Source organism: Streptomyces sp. NPDC057137, assembly GCF_042670825.1.
Taxonomy (GTDB): domain Bacteria; phylum Actinomycetota; class Actinomycetes; order Streptomycetales; family Streptomycetaceae; genus Streptomyces.
Genome location: NZ_JBHUUW010000103.1, coordinates 1 through 18964, shown reverse-complemented (window position 1 = coordinate 18964; position 18964 = coordinate 1). Strand labels below are relative to the sequence as shown.

19 protein-coding genes are annotated in these 18964 nt (G+C 72.6%); 5 read left to right on the top strand and 14 right to left on the bottom strand.

Annotation, left to right across the window (positions count from 1 at the left end):
* Positions 1-60: 60 nt before the first annotated feature.
* Positions 61-546: a hypothetical protein gene (locus ACFT9I_RS38310; protein ID WP_382572188.1), complete on the bottom strand. Its 486-nt coding sequence runs from the start codon at positions 544-546 to the stop codon at positions 61-63.
* Positions 547-866: 320 nt separating this feature from the next.
* Here ACFT9I_RS38310 and ACFT9I_RS38305 point away from each other — a divergent pair, with 320 nt between their 5' ends.
* Positions 867-1526 (top strand): class F sortase, encoded by a 660-nt coding sequence (locus ACFT9I_RS38305; protein ID WP_382572187.1) that lies wholly within the window; start codon positions 867-869, stop codon positions 1524-1526.
* Between the two features lie 86 nt (positions 1527-1612).
* Here the strand turns inward: ACFT9I_RS38305 and ACFT9I_RS38300 are convergent, their stop codons facing one another.
* Positions 1613-2473 (bottom strand): polysaccharide deacetylase family protein, encoded by an 861-nt coding sequence (locus ACFT9I_RS38300; protein ID WP_382572186.1) that lies wholly within the window; start codon positions 2471-2473, stop codon positions 1613-1615.
* A gap of 237 nt (positions 2474-2710) precedes the next feature.
* Here ACFT9I_RS38300 and ACFT9I_RS38295 point away from each other — a divergent pair, with 237 nt between their 5' ends.
* The gene (locus ACFT9I_RS38295; RefSeq protein WP_382572184.1) at positions 2711-3172 is read left to right on the top strand and encodes a universal stress protein; all 462 of its coding nucleotides are present in this window, start codon (positions 2711-2713) and stop codon (positions 3170-3172) included.
* 19 nt (positions 3173-3191) lie between these two features.
* Here the strand turns inward: ACFT9I_RS38295 and ACFT9I_RS38290 are convergent, their stop codons facing one another.
* A complete protein-coding gene (locus ACFT9I_RS38290; RefSeq protein WP_382572183.1) occupies positions 3192-4394 on the bottom strand; it encodes a CapA family protein in 1203 nt (400 codons plus the stop codon).
* A 270-nt stretch (positions 4395-4664) separates the two neighbouring features.
* On the opposite strand from ACFT9I_RS38290, the gene ACFT9I_RS38285 reads away from it, so the two are divergent.
* Positions 4665-5243: a sigma-70 family RNA polymerase sigma factor gene (locus ACFT9I_RS38285; protein ID WP_382572182.1), complete on the top strand. Its 579-nt coding sequence runs from the start codon at positions 4665-4667 to the stop codon at positions 5241-5243.
* On the opposite strand, the gene ACFT9I_RS38280 is transcribed toward ACFT9I_RS38285, so the two are convergent.
* A complete protein-coding gene (locus ACFT9I_RS38280) occupies positions 5180-5488 on the bottom strand; it encodes a zf-HC2 domain-containing protein (protein ID WP_382572181.1) in 309 nt (102 codons plus the stop codon). The genes ACFT9I_RS38285 and ACFT9I_RS38280 overlap by 64 nt on opposite strands.
* Between ACFT9I_RS38280 and ACFT9I_RS38275 the strand changes: the two genes are divergently transcribed.
* The gene (locus ACFT9I_RS38275; protein WP_382572179.1) at positions 5487-6032 is read left to right on the top strand and encodes a hypothetical protein; all 546 of its coding nucleotides are present in this window, start codon (positions 5487-5489) and stop codon (positions 6030-6032) included. The two genes, ACFT9I_RS38280 and ACFT9I_RS38275, sit on opposite strands and share 2 nt — an antisense overlap.
* A gap of 49 nt (positions 6033-6081) precedes the next feature.
* Here the strand turns inward: ACFT9I_RS38275 and ACFT9I_RS38270 are convergent, their stop codons facing one another.
* From ACFT9I_RS38270 to ACFT9I_RS38255, 4 genes are all read right to left on the bottom strand, one after another.
* Positions 6082-7278: a sensor histidine kinase gene (locus ACFT9I_RS38270; protein WP_382572178.1), complete on the bottom strand. Its 1197-nt coding sequence runs from the start codon at positions 7276-7278 to the stop codon at positions 6082-6084.
* Complete coding sequence (locus ACFT9I_RS38265) at positions 7275-8762, bottom strand: cation acetate symporter (RefSeq protein ID WP_382572177.1); 1488 nt, start codon at positions 8760-8762, stop codon at positions 7275-7277. Before ACFT9I_RS38265 ends, ACFT9I_RS38270 begins: the two co-directional genes overlap by 4 nt.
* The gene (locus ACFT9I_RS38260; RefSeq protein WP_382572175.1) at positions 8759-9121 is read right to left on the bottom strand and encodes a hypothetical protein; all 363 of its coding nucleotides are present in this window, start codon (positions 9119-9121) and stop codon (positions 8759-8761) included. Before ACFT9I_RS38260 ends, ACFT9I_RS38265 begins: the two co-directional genes overlap by 4 nt.
* Positions 9122-9240: 119 nt before the next feature.
* Positions 9241-9990, bottom strand: coding sequence for a LytR/AlgR family response regulator transcription factor (locus tag ACFT9I_RS38255; RefSeq protein WP_382572174.1), 750 nt, complete (start codon positions 9988-9990; stop codon positions 9241-9243).
* A 112-nt stretch (positions 9991-10102) separates the two neighbouring features.
* On the opposite strand from ACFT9I_RS38255, the gene ACFT9I_RS38250 reads away from it, so the two are divergent.
* Complete coding sequence (locus ACFT9I_RS38250) at positions 10103-10771, top strand: zf-HC2 domain-containing protein (RefSeq protein ID WP_382572173.1); 669 nt, start codon at positions 10103-10105, stop codon at positions 10769-10771.
* 21 nt (positions 10772-10792) lie between these two features.
* On the opposite strand, the gene ACFT9I_RS38245 is transcribed toward ACFT9I_RS38250, so the two are convergent.
* From ACFT9I_RS38245 to ACFT9I_RS38220, 6 genes are all read right to left on the bottom strand, one after another.
* Positions 10793-11659: an Fpg/Nei family DNA glycosylase gene (locus tag ACFT9I_RS38245; protein ID WP_382572171.1), complete on the bottom strand. Its 867-nt coding sequence runs from the start codon at positions 11657-11659 to the stop codon at positions 10793-10795.
* A gap of 66 nt (positions 11660-11725) precedes the next feature.
* The gene (locus tag ACFT9I_RS38240) at positions 11726-12604 is read right to left on the bottom strand and encodes an amidohydrolase family protein (RefSeq protein WP_382572169.1); all 879 of its coding nucleotides are present in this window, start codon (positions 12602-12604) and stop codon (positions 11726-11728) included.
* Positions 12601-13575 (bottom strand): aldo/keto reductase, encoded by a 975-nt coding sequence (locus ACFT9I_RS38235; protein WP_382572168.1) that lies wholly within the window; start codon positions 13573-13575, stop codon positions 12601-12603. The genes ACFT9I_RS38240 and ACFT9I_RS38235 overlap by 4 nt, the downstream gene beginning before the upstream one ends.
* 172 nt (positions 13576-13747) lie before the next feature.
* Positions 13748-15202: a wax ester/triacylglycerol synthase family O-acyltransferase gene (locus ACFT9I_RS38230; protein WP_382572166.1), complete on the bottom strand. Its 1455-nt coding sequence runs from the start codon at positions 15200-15202 to the stop codon at positions 13748-13750.
* Positions 15203-15418: 216 nt separating this feature from the next.
* A complete protein-coding gene (locus ACFT9I_RS38225) occupies positions 15419-17497 on the bottom strand; it encodes a SpoIIE family protein phosphatase (protein WP_382572164.1) in 2079 nt (692 codons plus the stop codon).
* Positions 17498-17583: 86 nt separating this feature from the next.
* Positions 17584-18840: a DUF6777 domain-containing protein gene (locus ACFT9I_RS38220; RefSeq protein ID WP_382572163.1), complete on the bottom strand. Its 1257-nt coding sequence runs from the start codon at positions 18838-18840 to the stop codon at positions 17584-17586.
* Positions 18841-18964: the final 124 nt, after the last annotated feature.

Sequence of the window (18964 nt, the reverse complement as noted above, 5' to 3'; positions counted from 1 at the left end):
GCCCCAAGTCCTGTTCGGGACTTGGGGCGACGGGCGTTCGCCGTACGGAGGTCCGGCCGGTCAGACGAGCGAGTCGCTCGTACGACGGCGGCGGGCGATGAAGAACGTACCGCCGACCGCGGCCGTGGCGACCAGACCGGCGCCGACCGCCATCTCGGTCGAGCTGGGGCCGATGGAGCCACCGAGGCCACCCTCCGAGCCCTGGCCGGCCAGCACGCGGAAGCGGTGGGTCGCGATGCGGCTGTTGTCGCTGCACTTGACGGACAGGTTGTAGTCGCCCGGAGTGGCGTGGTTGTGGATACGGGCCCTGGCCTCCGAGTGGCCCGAGGCGTTCACCGAGAGCTGCGCCTTGGGGAAGGCGTTGGACGTGACATGGCCGCCGTGGCCGCAGCCCTGGGCGGTGATGTGCAACGTACCGCCCTGGTGGACGGAGAAGGGGTTGACGGTGATGTCCCTCGGACCGTTGGTGGCCCCGGCCAGCGGGGCGGAGAGCGCCACGGCGGCGCAGGCCGCGGCAGTCACCGTGAGAGCGCGTGAAGCACGCATCGTTGAGCCTCCAGCGGAAGACGCCCCAAAGCGGTGCTCCGGGAAATTCGACGAGTACGCCCTCCATGACGAACCATCACCGGACAGCACATGCGACGCATTTCGGCACTGGTCCACCCCGGTGAGGCGACACGCCGACGGAACGCGCCAGGATCTGACGGACCCGCAGGTCACAGACCGTCAGAACTTTTATACGACGACTACTCGAATGGGGCAGTTGGTCCGGCGCGGACGGCCGCACCACCCATTCGCCCTCCAGTTCTCGCCGACCCGGACCGCCGCGCTTAGCGTGCCTACCAGGCGCCCACGAAGGGAGAACCATGGGCCTGGACCACGGCGGCTCGGAGTCGAGGAGACGCTCGCCCTGGGGCGTTCTGGCTCTTGTCATGCTCTCTGGTCTCGCACTGATGCGGAACGGGGCGGACGTGTCCCTCGGACCGCCCCAGCCGGCCTCGGCGGCGGCGCTGGACACCCGGCAGGAGGCGGTGACCGAGCCCGCGAGCGTCCCCATCGTCAAGCCGCTGCCGTACGCGCCCATGTCCCGCGTGACGATTCCGGCGATCAAGGTCGACGCGCCCGTGATGGACGTGGGGCTCGACCCGGAGGGCTGGATCGCCGCCCCGCCTCCCCAGGACGCCAACATGGCGGGCTGGTACCAGAACGGCGTCGCCCCCGGCCAGCGCGGCACCGCGGTCGTCGTGGGCCATGTCGACAACCAGGCGGGCCCCGCGGTCTTCTACGGCCTCGGCTCGCTGAGCAAGGGCGAGCACATCGAGGTGACCCGCTTCGACGAGCGGGTGGCGGTGTTCGAGATCTACGGCGTGGAGGTCTTCTCCAAGAACGACTTCCCGGGCGCGCGGGTGTACGGCGACACCGGTCACTCCGAACTGCGCGTCATCACCTGTGGCGGCGGCTACTCGAAGGCGGGCGGCTACGAGGGCAACGTCGTGGTCTTCGCCCGGCTGGTGGAGACCCGCTGAGCGGTGGGTCGATCCCCTTACGGGGATGGGTGGGTGGGACGGGGCGCGCGCCGTCCCACCCGCCGCGGCCGTCAGGGCCTCGGTACTCAGGGCCTCGGTACGGTGATGCCGTAGCCGTCCTTCAGCAGTCCGGGCAGATACTCGCGGAGCGCGGCCACACTCTGCGAGCGGTCGCCGCCCGCGTCGTGCGACAGCACCACGACCCCCGGCGCCGCCCCGTCGAGCACCGTGCGGACGATCTTCCCGGTGCCGGGTGACTTCCAGTCGAGGGTGTCGACGGTCCAGGCGAGCGGCTCCATGCCGAGGTCGGCGCCGATCTCGAAGGTGTGCCGGTTCCAGGAGCCGTACGGGGCGCGGAACCAGACCGGCGGACGGCCCAGCGTCCGCTCGATCACCTCGCTCGTGCGCTCCATCTCCGCACGGATCTTGGCCGGCCCCAGCTTCGGCAACTCCGGGTGCGACCAGGTGTGGTTGCCCACGATGTGCCCGTCGTCGGCCATCTCGCGCAGCAGGTCGCGCTGGTCCTTGGCCATCTCGCCGCAGACGAAGAACATCGCCCGTACATCGTGCGCGCGCAGCGTCTTGAGGATGCCGGGGGTGTAGTGCGGATCGGGCCCGTCGTCGAAGGTGAGCACCATGGAGTGGCCCAGGTCCGGCATCTCCAGGAAGGGCTCCTTGCGTACGGGAAGCCTGGCGGGCCGTTGGTCGGGCGGCTGCTGGAACTCCGTCATGGGGCTCAGCCTGTAGGCCGACGGCCGCCGGGGCAAGGCCGCCTGCGGTCCTGCCGCCGGGGCAGCCCCCGGCGGGCTCCCGGCAGCAGGACGGCCCGGCGTCTGGGCGTCGCCCGCGGTCAGCAACCGGGTCAGCCCGACGGCCCCGAGGACGGCGGCGATACGGAGCGCGGCCCGGCGCCCCGGAATCATCTGGTCCCTTTTGATGGCTTCCATGGCCAATGGCTCGCACGGCCGGTGCGTCCTGTCCCTCACCGACACCGGGGAGGACGGGGAAAACACCCGATGGGATGAGCCGATGAGCTTCGGCGACACCGGCCCGGCCCCAAGCCGACGCCCATACGCCGCACTCCAGGACCTGTCCGACAAATCCCGCCCGACCAAAACCCTGCGAAACCACCGCCGGGCGGACCCCCGGAGGGACGCCGTCCGGGAGCCGATAGCCTCGCTGCCGTGACGGATCAGCAGCCCTCCCCCTTCGAACGCGGAACCGACGGCCCCAAGGTGATCGTCGCCGGGGTGGACGGCTCCGAGTCGTCCCTCCGCGCGGCGGCGTACGCCGGTGGTCTCGCCCGACGGCAGAACGCCCTGCTCGCCATCGTCTACGTCCAGCCGCTGATGTCGTCGGGGGCCGCGCTCGGTGCCCCGGTCGCCGACACGACCGGGGAGATCGCCGAGGGTCTCGCGGAGCAGATCCGCACCAGCGCGGAACAGGTCAGAGGGATCTGGGACGTCCGCTGGGAGTTCCACACCCTGCGCGGCGACCCCTACAACGGGCTGGTCACCGCGGCCGACGACCTCAAGGCGGACGCCGTGGTGGTGGGCGCGTCGGAGTCGGCAGGGCACCGGTTCATCGGCTCCGTGGCGGTGCGGCTGGTCAAGGCGGGCCGCTGGCCGGTGACGGTCGTTCCGTAGAACGCCGCGCCCCAGGGGCTCAACGGCCCATCGTGAGGCCGTCCTTGGCGGCGCCGCGCCCGAGGACCGCCGCCTCGATCGCGGACCTCGTGGCCCGGTAGTCGTCCCTCGACGGGTCGTCGTCCAGCGCCTGCGACAGATTGACCACCCGTCCGACACTGTTGTCCATGGCCTGCGGGACGAACTCCGCCTTTGTCACGGCCCAGCGCTCCCCCTTGACGGCGGGCGGCGCGAAGGTGAACCGGCCGATCGAGCCCTGCGTGCCGCGCGGGTCGAACTCTCCGGCGTTGTTGATCATGTCGCCGGCGATCTGGTCCCCCATGCCGTAGACGATCCAGGTGCCGTTGACCTTCTCGTACGCCTGCGGGGCATGGACGTGCGTGCCGATGATCAGGTCGATGTCGGGGCGGCCCCCCGTCGTGGAGGCGGTGAGCCGTTCGCCGAGTTCGAGCTGCTTCTCGTCGGGCGCCGTCTGCCACTCCGTACCCCAGTGCATGCTCACCACGACGACGTCGGCGCCCGCCGCGCGGGCGGCCCGCGAGTCGGCGACGATCCTCTCCTCGTCGATCAGGTCGACGGCCCAGGGCTGCCCCTCGGGCAGGGGGTTGCCGTTGGTGTCGTACGTGTACGCGAGCTGGGCGACCTTCGCGCCGCCGGCGTCGAGCAGCGCGGGCCGGTTGTCCTCCTCGGCCGAACGCGCCGAACCGGTGTGCTTGACCCCGGCCCTGTCGAGCGCGCCGAGCGTGCGGCCGATGCCCTCGGCGCCGGCGTCCAGGGTGTGGTTGGAGGCGGTGGAGCAGGAGTCGTAGCCGGTCGCCTTGAGCGCGGCGGCGATCTCGGGCGGTGACTTGAACGACGGGTAGCCGGTGAAGGGCCCGCCCTCGGGGCCGTACACCGTCTCCATGTGACAGATCGCCACATCGGCGGCCGAGACGACGGGCTTCACCCCGGCGAACATCGGTACGAAGTCGTGGCCCGCGCCGCCCGCGTCCGCGTTGGCGCGGCTGATGACGGAGTCGTGCGGCAGGACGTCCCCGGAGGCGACGAGCGTGAACCCGCGCTGCGGTGCGGCACCTCCCGCCGCCGAAGGGCCGGGCCCGTTCCCGCTCCCGACGGGCCGGTCGAGGAGCGAGTCCGCCGTGCCGGGTCCGGCGCATCCCGCGGCCGTGCCGAGCAGCAGGGCCGCGGCGGCCACCGCTCCGTGTCGCATGCGCGTCGTCATCGGTCAGGCTCCTTCATGGACGAGGAAGGCGACCAAACGGTCAACGCATGCATTCTTCATATTAATGTGATTAATGCTGCGAACGAGGCCAAGTACCTGAAATGGACGAAAGGGATCGGCCGAACCGTTCACCGCACCACTCGCCGCGCGGAGCGACCGCTCGTCGCAGACCCTTGTGAGCCGTCTGTCCCCGGACACACCGGATGCGTTCCGATACGCCAACGGCAGCGACGCCGACGCCGACGACCCCCGCGAGAAGGGACGTTCACGATGACCACCGCCACGGCCACGGCGACGACCGACGAGCGGGCGCTGACGGAGTTGCAGCGCGACCACGGCCCCGCGCTGCTCCACTTCCTGCTCGGTCTGACCTACGGCGACCGGCAGCGCGCCGAGGACCTGCTCCAGGAGACACTGGTCCGCGCCTGGCAGCACCCGGAGGCGTTCGAGGGCCCCTACGAGTCCATGCGGCCCTGGCTCTTCACGGTGGGCCGCCGACTGGCGATCGACGCCCGCCGCTCACGTCTCGCCCGCCCGGCCGAGGTCAGCGACGGCGTCCTCGAAGCCACCCCGGAACCCGGCGATCCCACGGAACGCTCCGTCGCCGCGCTCGACGTGCGCGAGGCGGTGAAGGCGTTGAGCCCGGAGCACCGCGCCGTACTCGGGCAGATCTACTTCAAGGGGCTGAGCGTGGTCGAGGCCGCGCAGGTGCTCGGCATTCCGGCCGGCACCGTCAAGTCCCGCTCCTACTACGCGCTGCGCGCCCTCGGCCGCTCCCTGCCCGGCTACCACAGGTCCTCCTCGTCCAAGAGTGCGAGGAGCGCCGCGCCATCGGCCACCTCCGCATAGGCGGCGGCGCAGCTCGCGCAGCCGTCCAGGTGCCCGGCGATCAGCCGGTCCTCCTCGGGTGTGAGAGCTCCCAGCGCGTAGGCACCGAGCTGCGACCGCACATGTCGGTCACCGTCGGCCTCACCCGTCACAATCGCCTCCGGTCCGCCGTCCGATCCTGCTCTTCTGGCCACGCTGGGCACCGGCCGCCGGTTCAATGCTCCGTGAAGCAGCGTCCCCGGAGAGGAAGGAAGGCGGAAAACCATGCGTCCGGAACGTCATGACGAAGGCGGTGGTGGCGGCCTGCTCGTCCCCATGGCATGGATGTACGCGGAGTACATCGCCGACGAACTACTGCGCACCGGCGATCTGATGCCGCCCACCACACTTGAGTACCGGGCAGGCCGCGACGCCCTCGCCCTGACCATCTACCTGTCCGACGGGCCGGTCGGCGGCCCCGGCGGCGTGGCGCGGATGGCCGAGTGGCGGACGCTGACCGCGTACGGCACCGGTTGGCGTGAATGGGTCTGTCACCAGCTCGACCTGCTGGAGACCCGCGCGTGCCAGGCGGAACGGTCCGGCACCGCCCGCCCCGACCCGGATCTGGAGCTGGCCCTGGCCGCCTGGCGATGGCTGGAGGAGACCGAACTGCTGGCCCCGGACCTCGACGCGGTGGGCGCGCCCGGCGGCGATCCCCTCACGGGCGGCGGCGGGGACACGGAGCGGCACGAGGAGGAGGGGCCGCAGGTGTGGACCCCGGCGTGGCAGCTCGGGCTACCGCTGGGGCATCTGGCGATCCATCTGTTCTGAACGTCGGGCGCTGCACCCGCTGTACTCGCTGTGCGCGCTGCTCCGGACGTCACGTGCCGTGCACGCCCGCGCGGTACTTGGGGATCCGTACGGTGATCCGCATCCCCGCCCCCACCCCCGTCTCGATGACGAGCCCGTAGTCGTCCCCGTACACCTGGCGCAGCCGCTCGTCCACGTTGAGCAGTCCGATGCCCGTGGACAGACCGCCCTCGCCGCGCAGGATCTGGCGCAGTCGCTCCGGGTCCATCCCCACCCCGTCGTCCTCGATCACCACCTCCGCCTCCGAACCGGCGTCGAGCGCGCTGATGGTGATGTGGCTCATCGTGATCTTGCCTTCGAGTCCGTGCTTGACCGCGTTCTCGACGAGCGGCTGGAGGCAGAGGAACGGCATCGCGACCGGCAGCACCTCGGGCGCGACCTGGAGAGTGACCGACAGCCGATCGCCGAAGCGGGCCCGGACGAGCGCCAAGTACTGGTCGATGGAGTGCAGTTCGTCGGCGAGGGTGGTGAAGTCCCCGTGCCTGCGGAACGAGTAGCGCGTGAAGTCGGCGAATTCCAGGAGCAGTTCGCGGGCGCGCTCGGGGTCGGTCCGGACGAACGAGGCGATGGCGGCCAGCGAGTTGAAGATGAAGTGCGGCGAGATCTGGGCGCGCAGCGCCTTGATCTCCGCCTCGATCAACTGGGTGCGGGAGCGGTCGAGTTCGGCGAGTTCGAGCTGTACGGAGACCCAGCGCGCGACCTCGCCCGCGGCGCGCGCGAGGACCGCGGACTCCCGTGGCGCGTACGCGACGAGCGTGCCGAGCACCCGGTGGTCGACGGTCAGCGGCACGGCGACCCCCCAGCGCAGCGGGCAGTCGAGATCGCCGCACCCGCTGGCGAAGGCCGTGTCGCGCCCGCTGGCGAGCAGGGCCTGCACATGGTCCATCACATGCTTGCCGTGGTGCTCGCCGAGTCCGTCCCAGGCGAGCACCCGGTCCCGGTCGGTGAGGCAGAGCGCGTCCGTCCCGAGCAGCGAGCGCAGTCGGCGGGCGGCCTTGCCCGCGCTCTCCTCGGTGAGTCCGGCGCGCAGGGGCGGCGCGGCGAGCGACGCGGTGTGCAGGGTCTCGAAGGTGGCGTGCTCGACGGGCGTACCGACGTCGCTGGTCCGGTCCGGGCGTCCGCGCCCGCCGCGGCGGCCGAGCAGGAAGCCCCCGGCGAGCAGCAGCGCGCCGAGCACGATCAGGACCGTGAGGGCCGCGCCGCTCATCGGGGGCCTCCTCTGGCGCGGGGCATCAGGGCCTCCGGGAGATGGAAACGGGTCATGGCCGCCTTGGTCCCGGGCGGTATCCGCGACTGGGTGGCCAGCGACACCAGGATCATCGCGAGGAACCCGACGGGCACCGACCAGACGGCGGGCCAGGCGAGCAGGGCGTTCGGCCAGCCCGACCGTACGGCGCCGCTGACCGTGATCCCGATGGCCACCAGCGCCGAGCCGCCGCCGAGGAGCAGCCCGGCGATCGCGCCGGGCGGGGTGAGCCGCCGCCACCAGATGCCGAGCACCAGCAGCGGGCAGAACGACGAGGCGGAGACGGCGAAGGCCATCGCGACGGCGTCGGCCACCGGCAGGCCGCTCACCACCAGCGAGCCGCCGAGCGGTACGAGGATCGCGAGCAGCGTGGCCAGCCGGAAGTGCCGTACGCCGCGCGAGGGCAGCACGTCCTGGGTGAGCACCCCGGCGACGGCCATGGTCAGACCGGAGGCGGTGGAGAGGAACGCGGCGAAGGCGCCGCCCGCGACGAGGGCCCCGAGCAGATCGCCCGCCGTGCCCCCGATGACCAGGTCGGGCAGCAGCAGCACGGCGGCGTCGGCATCCGTACCGAGGGCGGGCGCGGGCGCGTACAGCCGGCCGAGCGCGCCGTACACCGGCGGCAGCAGATAGAAGCCGCCGATCAGGGCGAGGACGCCGACGGTCGTGCGGCGGGCCGCCCGGCCGTTGGGGCTGGTGTAGAAGCGGACCACGACGTGCGGCAGGCCCATGGTGCCGAGGAAGGTGGCGACGATCAGTCCGTACGTCGCGTACAGCGGGTGGTCCGCGCGGCTCGACATCTCGGTGAGGTCGAAGTCGATCGGGGGCCGCCCGTCGCCCTGCCAGGCCAGCAGCAGGAAGATCGCCGGGACGAGCAGGGCCGTGAGCTTGAGCCAGTACTGGAAGGCCTGCACGAAGGTGATGCTGCGCATGCCGCCCGCCGCGACGGCCACCACGACGACGACGGCGACGAGGACGGCACCGAACCAGTTCGGCGCGCCGGTCAGGATCTCCAGCGTCAGGCCCGCCCCTTGGAGCTGCGGCACCAAGTAGAGCCAGCCCGCGCCGACGACCAGCGCGCTGACCACGCGCCGCGCGGGGCGCGACTCCAGGCGCCCTTCGGCGAAGTCGGGGAGGGTGTACGCGCCGGAGCGGCGCAGCGGGGCGGCGACGAAGATCAGCAGGACCAGATAGCCGGCGGTGTAGCCGACCGGGTACCAGAGCATGTCCGGGCCGTGCAGCAGGAGCAGTCCCGCGATGCCGAGGAAGGAGGCGGCGGAGAGGTACTCGCCGCTGATCGCGGCGGCGTTGAGGCCGGGCCGTACGGTGCGGGAGGCCACGTAGAAGTCGGAGGTGGTGCGGGATATACGCAGGCCGAAGCCGCCGACGAGGACGGTGGCGACCACGACGACGGCGACGGCCGTCACCGTGTAGGTCTGGCTCACGGCAGCGGCCGGCCCTTCACGAGCCGGGCGAAGTCCCGCTCGTTGCGCTCCGCGCGCCGCACGTACCACCAGGCCAGCAGGGTCAGCAGCGGATAGGCGGCGACGCCGAGCACCACCCAGACGACGGTGGTGTCGCGCAGCGCGGCGAACGCGAGCGGGAGTGTGCCGACGACCGTGGCGAGCAGCGCGAACGCGGTGAGCCCGGCGCGGAGTTGGCTGCGCATGAGGGAACGGACGTAGGCGTCGCCGAGCGCGGTCTGCTCGTCGATCTCGGCCTGGGCGCGGTAGCGGGGCAGGGGACGTACGCGGCGAGGCTCGCCGGTGACGACCTCACGCTTGGGGGTGGAGTCGGCCGTCATGATCTCTCCTCCCCCTCGTGCCTCAGGCGTCGTCGCGGTGCCAGGGCCGGAGTGTAAGCAGACCGTCAAGGCGGAGGGAAGCCCCGGCGCTCCCCCGTACGCACCTGCGAATGGCCTGGTCAGCGGCCGGGCAGCCGCATCAGCAGATCGCGTACGGCTCTGGCGTGCCGTCTGCTGACGGCCAGTTCCGCGCCGCCGACGCGCACGCTCATGGCGCCCGCGTCGAGGCGCAGTTCGTCGATACGGGCGAGGGCGACGAGATGGCGGCGGTGGATGCGTACGAAACCGCGGGAGCGCCAGCGCTCCTCCAGGGTGGTGAGCGGAATACGGACCAGATGGCTGCCGGTGTCGGTGTGGAGTCTGGCGTAGTCGCCCTGGGCCTCGGCGTAGACGATGTCGGCGACGGGGACGAAGCGGGTCACGCCGCCGAGTTCGACGGGGATCTGGTCGGTGGAGGTGTCCACGACGGGGCCGCGCTCCCCCACCAGTTCGGCGACGCGCCGGACGGCCTCGGCCAGCCGCTCCCGGCGGACGGGCTTGAGCACGTAGTCGACGGCCTTGAGGTCGAACGCCTGGACGGCGAAGCCCTCGTGGGCGGTGACGAAGACGATCAGCGGGGGTTCGGCGAAACCGGCCAGGAGCTTGGCGACGTCCAGCCCCGTCAGCCCCGCCATGTGGATGTCGAGGAAGACGACGTCGACGGCGGCGGGGTCGTCGGGACCGGCGTCGAGGGCGGCCCCGATACGGCGCAGCGCCTCGGTCGCGCTCGTGGCGCCCTCCGCACTGCGAATCCGCGGGTCGGCGCGCAGGAGGTACAGCAGTTCTTCGAGGGCGGGCTCTTCGTCGTCCACGGCCAGTACACGCAGCATGGGGCGGAAGTTTAGGTGCTGTGGAGCGTGGTGGGCCCGGATCGGCGGGTGGAGAAGGCCGGAGAAGGCTGTCGGCTTGAGTGATTTGCCGTCGCGCTCCGTATCAGGAGGCATGCGGACACCGGAGATCCATCGCGACGTCGGCGCCTACGCACTGGGCGTGCTCGACGCGGCCGATGCCTTCCGCTTCGAGGACCATCTCATGGACTGCCCGCACTGCACACTGCTGTTGGGCGATTTCGACGGGGTGCGCGGTCAGCTCGACGAGTTCACCCGGGGCACTCCCGCGCGGGTGGCTCCCTTCGTGTCGGCGGGGCCGGAGCTGCTGCACCGGATGCTCGAAGGGACGGCCGCCCGGCGGCGGGTGAGCCGCAGACGGCGCCTGGCACTGGTCGCTGCGGCGGTGGTGATCGCGGTGGGCGGCCCGTTCGCGATCGTGGACGCGCAACGGGGCGGCGGCTCGCCGACGGTGCCGACCGCCGAGCGGTGGACGGCGACGGATCGCAGGACCGGGACGGCGGCCGTCGTGACGGCGGCGGAGAAGGGCTGGGGCACCGATGTCGCGCTGGAGCTGTCGAAGTCGGCGGCGGCCGGGGTGTGCGCGCTGGTCGCCGTGGGCCGTGACGGGTCGGAGGAGACCGTGATGACGTGGTCGGCCCGTGGCGACGCGGACGGTCCGCTGGTCACGTGGGGCGGGGCCGCTCTGCGGCCGTACCAGATCGACCGGTTCGAGGTACGGACGGCGGACGGGCAGCGGCTGATGACGGTACGAGGCGGGTGACGCCGGGGAGGCTCGGGCGGGCTACTTGAGGAACCGGGACGTCCTGCGGTCGGCGAGCGGTTTGCCGCCCGTCTGGCAGGTCGGGCAGTACTGGAGCGACGAGTCGGCGAAGGCGACCGACCTGATGGTGTCGCCGCAGACCGGACACGTCTCGCCCGCCCGGCCGTGCACCCGCAGCCCGCTCTTCTTCTCGGCCTTGAGCCGCCCCGCCGCGACACCGCGCGAACGCTCGATCGCCGAGTTCAGCGTCGTACGCATCGCGTCGTACAGGACGGTGATCTCGTCGTCGGTCAGATTGTGGACCGGCTTGAAGGGCGACATCTTCGCCGCGTGCAGGATCTCGTCGCTGTACGCGTTGCCGATGCCCGCGATCAGCCGCTGGTCCCGCAGGGCGCCCTTGAGCTGCCGCCGTTCCCCCGCGAGCAGCGCGGCGAGCGCGTCCCGGTCGAAGGCGTCGTCGAGCGGGTCGGGGCCGAGGCTCGCGATGGCGGGCACCTCGAAGGGGTCCCGTACGAGATGCACGGCGAGCCGCTTGGTGGTGCCGGCCTCGGTCAGGTCGAAGCCGTCGCCCTCGGCCAGCACGGTCCGCAGCGCCAGCGGCCCCTTCCCGGGGCGCGGCGGCACCGCGGGGAACTCGTCCTTCCAGCGCAGCCAGCCGGCGCGGGCCAGATGGATCGCGAGATGCAGCCCGGAGTCGCCCGCCACGATGTCGAGCCACTTGCCGTGCCGCTCGATCGCGCTGACGGTGGCGCCCTCCACGGCCGTGAGCGGCGGGTCGTACGTCTTGAGGACGTTGATCGTCAGAGGCAGGACGCGGACGATCTCCTTGCCGACCAGATGGCCGTCGAGGAATTCACGCAGCGCTTCGACTTCGGGGACTTCCGGCATGCCTCCAGGGTGCCGCAGCGCCGGACCGAACGCCCGGCGGGCGCCGGGCACGCCCTGAGTGGTGGCTCACAGGCCGTAGACCGCCGTGGCCGTCGCGCCGAAGACCGCCCGCCGCTCGTTCTCGCTCAGGTCGGCGGTCAGTGTGCGGGTGACGTCCACGACCTCGGCGTACGAGGCGGCCAGCCGGCACACCGGCCAGTCCGAGCCGAACATCAGGCGTGCGGAGCCGAACGCGTCGAGCACGGTCTCGGTGTACGGGCGCAGCGTGTCCGCCGTCCAGGAGTCCCACTCGGCCTCGGTCACCATCCCGGAGAGCTTGCAGACGGCGTTCGGCCTGGCCGCCAGCGCCCGGATGTGGCCCGCCCAGGGGTCGAGGCCGCCGGAGGCGATGGGCGGCTTGCCGAGGTGGTCGAGTACGAAGGTCAGCTGCGGCAGCAGCGCGGCGACGGCGGTCGCGGCCGGGAGCTGGTGGGGCAGGACGACCAGGTCGTACGCGAGCCCGGCGGCGGCCACGGCGGCGAGCCCGTCCTTCACGTCGGGACGCAGCAGCCACTCGGGGTCGGGCTCGCCCTGGACCTGGTGCCGGATGCCCACGAGCTTGTCGCCGCCGGGCAGTTCACGCAGCGCGGCCAGGGTGTCGGCGACATCGGGCGCGGTGAGGTCGGTCCAGCCGACGACACCGGCGATCAGCTCGTTCGCGTCGGCGAGGGCGAGGAACTCGGGGGTCTCCTCGGGGACCGTGACGGTCTGGACGAGGACGGTGGCGCCGACACCGGCCGCGCGGGCCTCGGGCGCGAGGTCGGCGACGCCGAAGTTCCGCCGGATGGGTGCCATGGTGGGTCCGGTGATCCAGTCCTGGTCGCGTACGGACAGGTCCCACACATGGTGGTGGGCATCCACGACAGGTGCCGTCGCGGTCGGCTGCCGGGGCGGCGCTCCGCTCATCGGGCCTCGCCCTCCAGCAGGCCCTCGGCGCGCAGGTCGTCCCAGAGCGCGTCGGGGACGGTGCGGCCGTACATGTCCGCCGCGTCCTCGACCTCGTCCGCGGAGCGCGTCCCGACGAGGACACTCACGACGGCCGGATGACGCAGCGGGTAGGCGATGGCGGCGGCGCGCAGCGGGACGCCGTGCCGCTCGGCGACGGACTTGATGCGCAGGGCGCGCTCCAGGAGCGCGGGCGGCGCGGCCGTGTAGTCGTACGTCGCGCCGGGGCGCGGGTCGGCGAGCAGCCCGGAGTTGAAGACACCGCCGACGACCACGCTACGGCCGCGCTCGGCGGCCTCGGGCAGCAGTTCGGCGAGGGCGGACTGGTCGAGGAGCGTGTAGCGGCCGGCGCACAGGACGACGTCGACGTCCGTGTCCCGGAGGAAGCGGGTGAGCACTTCGGTCTGGTTCATTCCGGCGCCGATCGCGCCGACGACTCCCTCGGCGCGCAGCCGCTCCAGCGCGGGGTACGCCTGCCCGAAGGCCTCGGCGACGTGCTCGTCCGGGTCGTGCAGATAGACCGTGTCGATCCGGTCGGTGCCGAGCCGTTGAAGGCTGTCGTCGATGCTGCGCCGTACGCCGTCGGCGCTGAAGTCCCAGACGCGGCGGTGCGTGGCGCGTACGGCGAAGCCGTTGGCCAGGTCGTCGCCGTCCGCGAACGGCAGGGGCTCCAGCAGCCGGCCCACCTTGGTCGACAGCGTGTACTCGGCGCGGGGCCGGGAGCGCAGGGCCTCACCGAGCCGGCGTTCGGCGAGGCCGATGCCGTAGTGCGGCGCGGTGTCGAAGTAGCGGATGCCCGCGTCCCAGGCGGCGTCGACCGCCGCGGCGGCCCGCTCCGGTTCGACGGGGGTGTAGAGATTGCCGATCCCGGCCGTTCCGAAGGAGAGCTCGGATACGCCGACCTCGCCGCGTCCGAGCGTGTTCTGCCGCATTGCGCTGTGCCTCCCCGAAGTTGACACCCCAGAATATTCATCGGATGACTGGGTGGCGTCAACACCTTCGAGACCCCGAAGTCCGCCGCGTAGCGGACCGTGTCCATTCAGTCTGTCCGGGGATCGAGGACGCCACCGGGCGCCTCGGGTGCGCCGGGAATTGTCCGACCTATCACGCCAAGTCTGACCCGACCGCCACCGCGGTTCCGGTGGGCGCCGGCAGCCGGAGCAGTGCGTTCAGCTCCTCGTTCATGTTCTTCGCCAGCCCGCCGAGGTCGGGCACGGCCTTGCCGTCGGCGACGAGACCCACGTGGACCTGACCGCCGTACGTCGTCAGCCCCACGGCCAGGGACTGGCCGCGCGCCAGCGGCGCCATCGGATAGATCTCGCGCAGCGGGCAGCCGCCGAACGACAGCGTCGCGCGCGGCAGCGGCACGCTCGTCACCAGTACGTCGAAGAGGATCCGGGCGGCGCTGCCCGCGAACGGCGCGCCGAGCCGGTGCGCGAGCGGGTGCAGCTGTCCGGCGAGTACGGCGACCGCTCCGGCGCCCCGCGAGGGACCGTCCTTCTTGTTGCGGTCCATGGCCTCGCGCACGGCGGCGAGCCGGGCCGACGGGTCGGGCTCGGAGACCGGCAGACCCAGGAGATACGCGGAGAACATGTTGCCCGAACCGGAGCTGCCGCCCGCACCGGCGCCCTGCCGGGCCCGGCTCGGCCGCCGCCCCGAGACCGGCACCAGGGCACGCGGGTCGGAGCGCGGGTCGGAGTCCGGCAGTTGATCGCCCCGCTCCAGCATCCAGCGGCGCAGCGCGCCCGCCACGGTGGCGAGTAGGACGTCGTTGACGGTGCCGCCGTGCGCCTTGCGCACCTGCCGTACGTCCTCCAGCGCCAGCACGGCGGTGGCGAGGCGCCGGGTGCCGCTGGAGCCCGCCACGAGGGCGGTCGTGGCGCGCAGGTCGAGCCGGCTGGCGCGGACGACCGAGGCACCGATCCCCAGCGCCCGGCCCAGATCGCCGAGCCGGTCCTTCGCCAGGTCGGCCACCTGCGCGGGGCCGGGCAGCCAGGAGCGGGGCGGCACGGGGCGGGTGCGGCAGGTGCCGGCGGCGCGCGCGTCGGCGATCTGGTCGAAGATCCCGGCGCCGATGGCCACGGCGCGCATACCGTCCGCGAGTGCGTGGTGCAGCTTCACCAGTACGGCGAAGGGGCGCCCGGCCCGTTCACCGCCGGGCGTCGCGGGATGCGGCGCGGCGCCGCCCGTCAGGAGGTACATCTCCCACGGCGGGATACCGCGCTCCAGGGGCCGCTCCATCAATTGCCCGGCGAGCCGCGCGCTCTCCTCGGCGAAGTCTCCGGGCGGCAGTTCCAGGTGCCTGACGTGTCCGCGTACGTCGAAGTCCCCGTCCACGCTCCACGCGGCGCCGCCCACCGGCAGCAGCACGTCCCGCACCCGCATCCGGAGCCGGGGGACGGCCGCCGCGCGGGTGGCCAGCAGATCCAGCAGCGCCTCGTCGTCGGCGGCGCCCGGCGGCGCCTCGAAGACGGCGAGCGCGCCGAGGTGCATCGGATGGTCCGGGGATTCGAGATGCCAGAAGGCCAGGTCGAGAGGTGCCAGCAGCTCGGTGGTCACGGGGTCCTCATGTCTTGGGGGTCTTGGAGGTCGTGGAGGTCTCGGGAGGTCGTGGAGGTCCCGGGAGTCGTGGGGCCTCGTGGCCTCGTGGCCTTGGGGGCTCGCGAAGGGAAACGGGAGGCCGCAAGTCAATCGCTTGCGGTCGGTTACGTTCAAGTACGAACGCGTGACGCTCAGTTAGCGTCACTGTAACGCCCCACGCCCGTCGCGGCCCCCTCAGCCGTTCCGTACCGGACGGGCCGGGACCACGAACTCGCTCCACACGCACTTGCCGCTGCCGCGCGACTCCACACCCCACTCGTCGGCCAGCACGTCCACCAGCACCAGACCGCGCCCCGAGACCCCCGTCTCCCCCGCGTCCCGGATCCGGGGCAGCGCGCTCGACCGGTCCTCGACCTCCAGCCGCAGCCGCCGCTCCACGCCCGGCAGCACCCGGACGGTCACGATCGCGGCGCCGTCGGTGTGGGTCAGCGCGTTGGTCATCAGCTCGTCGGCCACCAGCTCGATGTCGTCCGACCGGTCCTCCGCGCCCCACGCCCGTACCGCCGCCCGGACCATATGGCGCGCCGACGACAGGGCCTCGGGTTCGTTCTGCCCGACATGCTGCTGAAGCCGGCCGCCGGTCCTGCCCGCGTACGCGCCCCGCCTGCGCAGCAGCAGTACGGCGACATCGTCCTCGCCGCCCCGGTCGTCCACCACCGCGCACAGCTGGTCCGCCAGCTGCTGGAGATCGCGCGGGCCGCCCGCGATCACGCCCGCCAGTCGCTGCATGCCCTCGTCCAGATCGGCGCCGGGCATCTCCACCAGCCCGTCGGTGTAGAGGACCAGCGTCTGCCCGGGATCCAGCTCGACGGTGTTCACGGGGTATTCGAGCCGGCCGAACTCCGCCGAGAGCCCCAGCGGCAGTCCGCCCTCCGCGGGCAGCCGGCGGCAGCTGCCGTCGACGTCCCGGATCATCGGATCGACATGGCCGGCCCGGACCATCCGGACGACGCCCGTGGCCAGGTCGACCTCCGCGTAGACGCAGGTCGCGAAGCGGTCGGTGTCGAGTTCATGCAGGAAGACGGAGGCCCGAGCCATCACCGTGGCCGGGGTGTGGCCCTCGGCCGCGTACGCCCGCAGCACGATCCGCAGCTGTCCCATCACGGCCGCGGCGTCGGTGTCATGGCCCTGTACGTCACCGATGACGGCACCGACCCGGCCGCCGGGCAGCGGGATGACGTCGTACCAGTCACCGCCGACGTCCCTGCCCAGCCGGGCCGAGCGGTAGCGCACGGCGATCTCCGCGCCGGCCACGGCCGGGATCCGGCGCGGCAGCATCGCCTGCTGAAGCCCTTCGGCGAGATCGTGCTCCTGCTCGAAGAGCACGGCGCGCTGGAGGCTCTGCGCGATGCTGCTGCCGAGGGCGACCAGCAGATTGCGGTCCTCGGCGGTGAAGCCGATCTTGTCGCCGTAGAGCAGTCCGACGGCCCCGATGGGGCGGCCCTGCGCGATCAGCGGCAGATAGGCCGCCGATGTGATGCCGAGGTGGCTGATGTGGGGCCACAGGCCCGAGTAGGACGTGGCGAAGTCGTCCGCGGACTCGATGAACCGCGGGGCGAGCGTACGGATCACCTCGCTCATCGGGTACTCCTCGTCCACCCGCGTGACGCGCGTCCCCGGCACGAAGGAGCCGGCCGGGCCCTCGGCGACCAGATGGATACGCCCCGAGTCGAGGAGGCCCATGACCATGCTGGTGGCGCCGAGGTGTTCGAGGCCGTCGGACTCCTTCAGCACGTCGATGACGTCCTGGACGGTTCTGGCGTGCGCGAGGGCGGCCGTCGCGCCCTCGACGACGGTGGTGCGGCGCCGGCGCTCCTCGTCGAGTTCGAGCCGCGCCATCGAGTCGGCGAGTTCCTGGGTGGCATCGCGGATGATGCCGATGAGACGGCGCGGGCGGCCGGCCTCGTCGCGACGGACGGAGCCCTGCGAGTGGGTCCAGCGCAGGGTGCCGTCACGGCGCCGGACGCGGAAGTAGGCGCCGTAACCCAGGCCGCCGCCGCTGATCGCCTCGCCCACGAGCGCGTCGAGCCGGGCGCCCTCGCCGGGCGGCAGGCGCTCCATGACCTTGCTGCGAGTGCCGTCGTACTCGTCGTCGCGCAGATCGAGGATCTCCAGCGCCACCGGGTCCAGGTGGAGCAGACCGCTGCCGAGATCCCAGTCGAAGCAGCCCATGCCGTTGAGGGCCAGGCTCAGTTCCGGCTTCGCGGGCCAGTCGTCGGGGAGCGACGGGGGCCCCGCTTCCCGATCAACCATGGAGTCACTCTGTCATCATTTGTCGGATATCTCGACCGGTCCGGCGTACGCGGGTGCGGCGGGCCGGCCCGCCGGGTGCGGGCCGGTCAGCCCTGGAAGGTGGCGGGCCCGGCCGGGTCGCCCTCGGGCGTCGCGGGGACGAAGCCGTCGTCGGACAGCGCGCCCGGGTCGGACAGCGCGCCGGGGTCGCCGTCGGGCGGTCCGTCGGAGCCCGGCCGCTCCGGGGACATCGGCATCACCGGGTAGTCGGGGTCGACGCCGCCGTCGGGATCCTCCGACGGCGCGGGGCAGTCGCGCGGGTCCGCCATGGGCTCGGACCACTGCTCGTCGGGCGCCGGGCCGTCGGGCGTGCGGCAGTCCGGCGAGGGGGCCGGGTCGCTCCCGGACGCGTCGGGATCCGGGACGGCCGGATCGGAGCCGCCCGGGTCCGGGCTGTCCGAGCCGCCGTCGTCCGGCGCGGGCGGCTCCAGCGACGGGTCGATGATGTCGGTGTCCGGGGGGTAAGGCGGCGGCACGTCGGGCTTCTTGTCCTGGTCGCCGTCGGTGCCGGTCTTGCGCTCCAGCCACGTGTTGTCCACGGCGTTGACGATCACCAGGGCCTTCACGACCTGGGTGCTGCGGTTGACCACGACGACCCGGTCGGGCCGGTAGCCGCTCCACGGCGTGCCCTGGTGGACCGCGTCGGCGCGCAGCGCGACGGCAGGGCGCAGCGGGTTTCCGCAGGCGCAGCGGACCCTGGGCAGCCCGCGGTCGTCCACGAGGACGGCGGTGCCGCTCTGGAGTACGGCCTGGAAGGCGGCGGGCGCGCCGTCCCGGTAGCCGTGGTTGGTGACGCGTACGTCGGCGCGCAGCACGACGGGCGTGAGCCCGCGCAGGAACGCCGGGACGGACGTGGGGCCCACGCCGGCGCCACGGGCGAAGGCGGCGGCCTTGGCGCGGTCGGCGGTCAGCAGGCGGACCTGCGCGTCCACGTCGCAGCTGGGAGTCGACTTCGTACCGCCGTACAGCCCGGCGGTGGCGCCGGAGACGGAGCGCAGCGTCTGGGGGCCCGTGGTGGGGCTGCTCGAATCACCCGGTTCGCTGGGTGCGCCCGGTTCGCTGGGCGACGGGGGTGGTGAGGGCTCCGCGTCCGGCATCGGCGCGGCGGTGGACTCGGTGAAGGGGTGGGGACCCGGGGCGGCGAGGGGCTGGAGGGTGACCTTCGCCGCGGCCGCCGCCTGTGCCGCTTTCGCCGCCCGCGCGTCCTTGCCGACGCTGTCCTCGCCGCAGCCGGCCGTGATCAGGATGCCGGCCGACAGCACGGCGAGCGCGGCGTGCCGACGGCGAACGGGTAGGCGTCGCACAGGGTCTCCCAGCTGTTCGTCCTGTCCGGAATGTGACTCCATATCTGCCGGACACCGGGCCGCCCCGCAAGCGGGGGCGGCGGACGGGGGACGCACCACTACGCGTCGAGCGCCGGACGGGCTG

What these genes read in the sequence shown, in the direction of transcription:
- ACFT9I_RS38275 (WP_382572179.1), top strand. Translation starts at nt 5,487, where the DNA reads ATGCGTCCGGAACGTCATGACGAAGGCGGTGGTGGCGGCCTGCTCGTC.
- ACFT9I_RS38300 (WP_382572186.1), bottom strand. Translation starts at nt 2,473, where the DNA reads ATGGAAGCCATCAAAAGGGACCAGATGATTCCGGGGCGCCGGGCCGCG.
- ACFT9I_RS38245 (WP_382572171.1), bottom strand. Translation starts at nt 11,659, where the DNA reads ATGCCGGAAGTCCCCGAAGTCGAAGCGCTGCGTGAATTCCTCGACGGC.
- ACFT9I_RS38240 (WP_382572169.1), bottom strand. Translation starts at nt 12,604, where the DNA reads ATGAGCGGAGCGCCGCCCCGGCAGCCGACCGCGACGGCACCTGTCGTG.
- ACFT9I_RS38225 (WP_382572164.1), bottom strand. Translation starts at nt 17,497, where the DNA reads ATGGTTGATCGGGAAGCGGGGCCCCCGTCGCTCCCCGACGACTGGCCC.
- ACFT9I_RS38285 (WP_382572182.1), top strand. Translation starts at nt 4,665, where the DNA reads ATGACCACCGCCACGGCCACGGCGACGACCGACGAGCGGGCGCTGACG.
- ACFT9I_RS38250 (WP_382572173.1), top strand. Translation starts at nt 10,103, where the DNA reads ATGCGGACACCGGAGATCCATCGCGACGTCGGCGCCTACGCACTGGGC.
- ACFT9I_RS38290 (WP_382572183.1), bottom strand. Translation starts at nt 4,394, where the DNA reads ATGACGACGCGCATGCGACACGGAGCGGTGGCCGCCGCGGCCCTGCTG.
- ACFT9I_RS38280 (WP_382572181.1), bottom strand. Translation starts at nt 5,488, where the DNA reads ATGGTTTTCCGCCTTCCTTCCTCTCCGGGGACGCTGCTTCACGGAGCA.
- ACFT9I_RS38255 (WP_382572174.1), bottom strand. Translation starts at nt 9,990, where the DNA reads ATGCTGCGTGTACTGGCCGTGGACGACGAAGAGCCCGCCCTCGAAGAA.
- ACFT9I_RS38305 (WP_382572187.1), top strand. Translation starts at nt 867, where the DNA reads ATGGGCCTGGACCACGGCGGCTCGGAGTCGAGGAGACGCTCGCCCTGG.
- ACFT9I_RS38310 (WP_382572188.1), bottom strand. Translation starts at nt 546, where the DNA reads ATGCGTGCTTCACGCGCTCTCACGGTGACTGCCGCGGCCTGCGCCGCC.
- ACFT9I_RS38235 (WP_382572168.1), bottom strand. Translation starts at nt 13,575, where the DNA reads ATGCGGCAGAACACGCTCGGACGCGGCGAGGTCGGCGTATCCGAGCTC.
- ACFT9I_RS38270 (WP_382572178.1), bottom strand. Translation starts at nt 7,278, where the DNA reads ATGAGCGGCGCGGCCCTCACGGTCCTGATCGTGCTCGGCGCGCTGCTG.
- ACFT9I_RS38260 (WP_382572175.1), bottom strand. Translation starts at nt 9,121, where the DNA reads ATGACGGCCGACTCCACCCCCAAGCGTGAGGTCGTCACCGGCGAGCCT.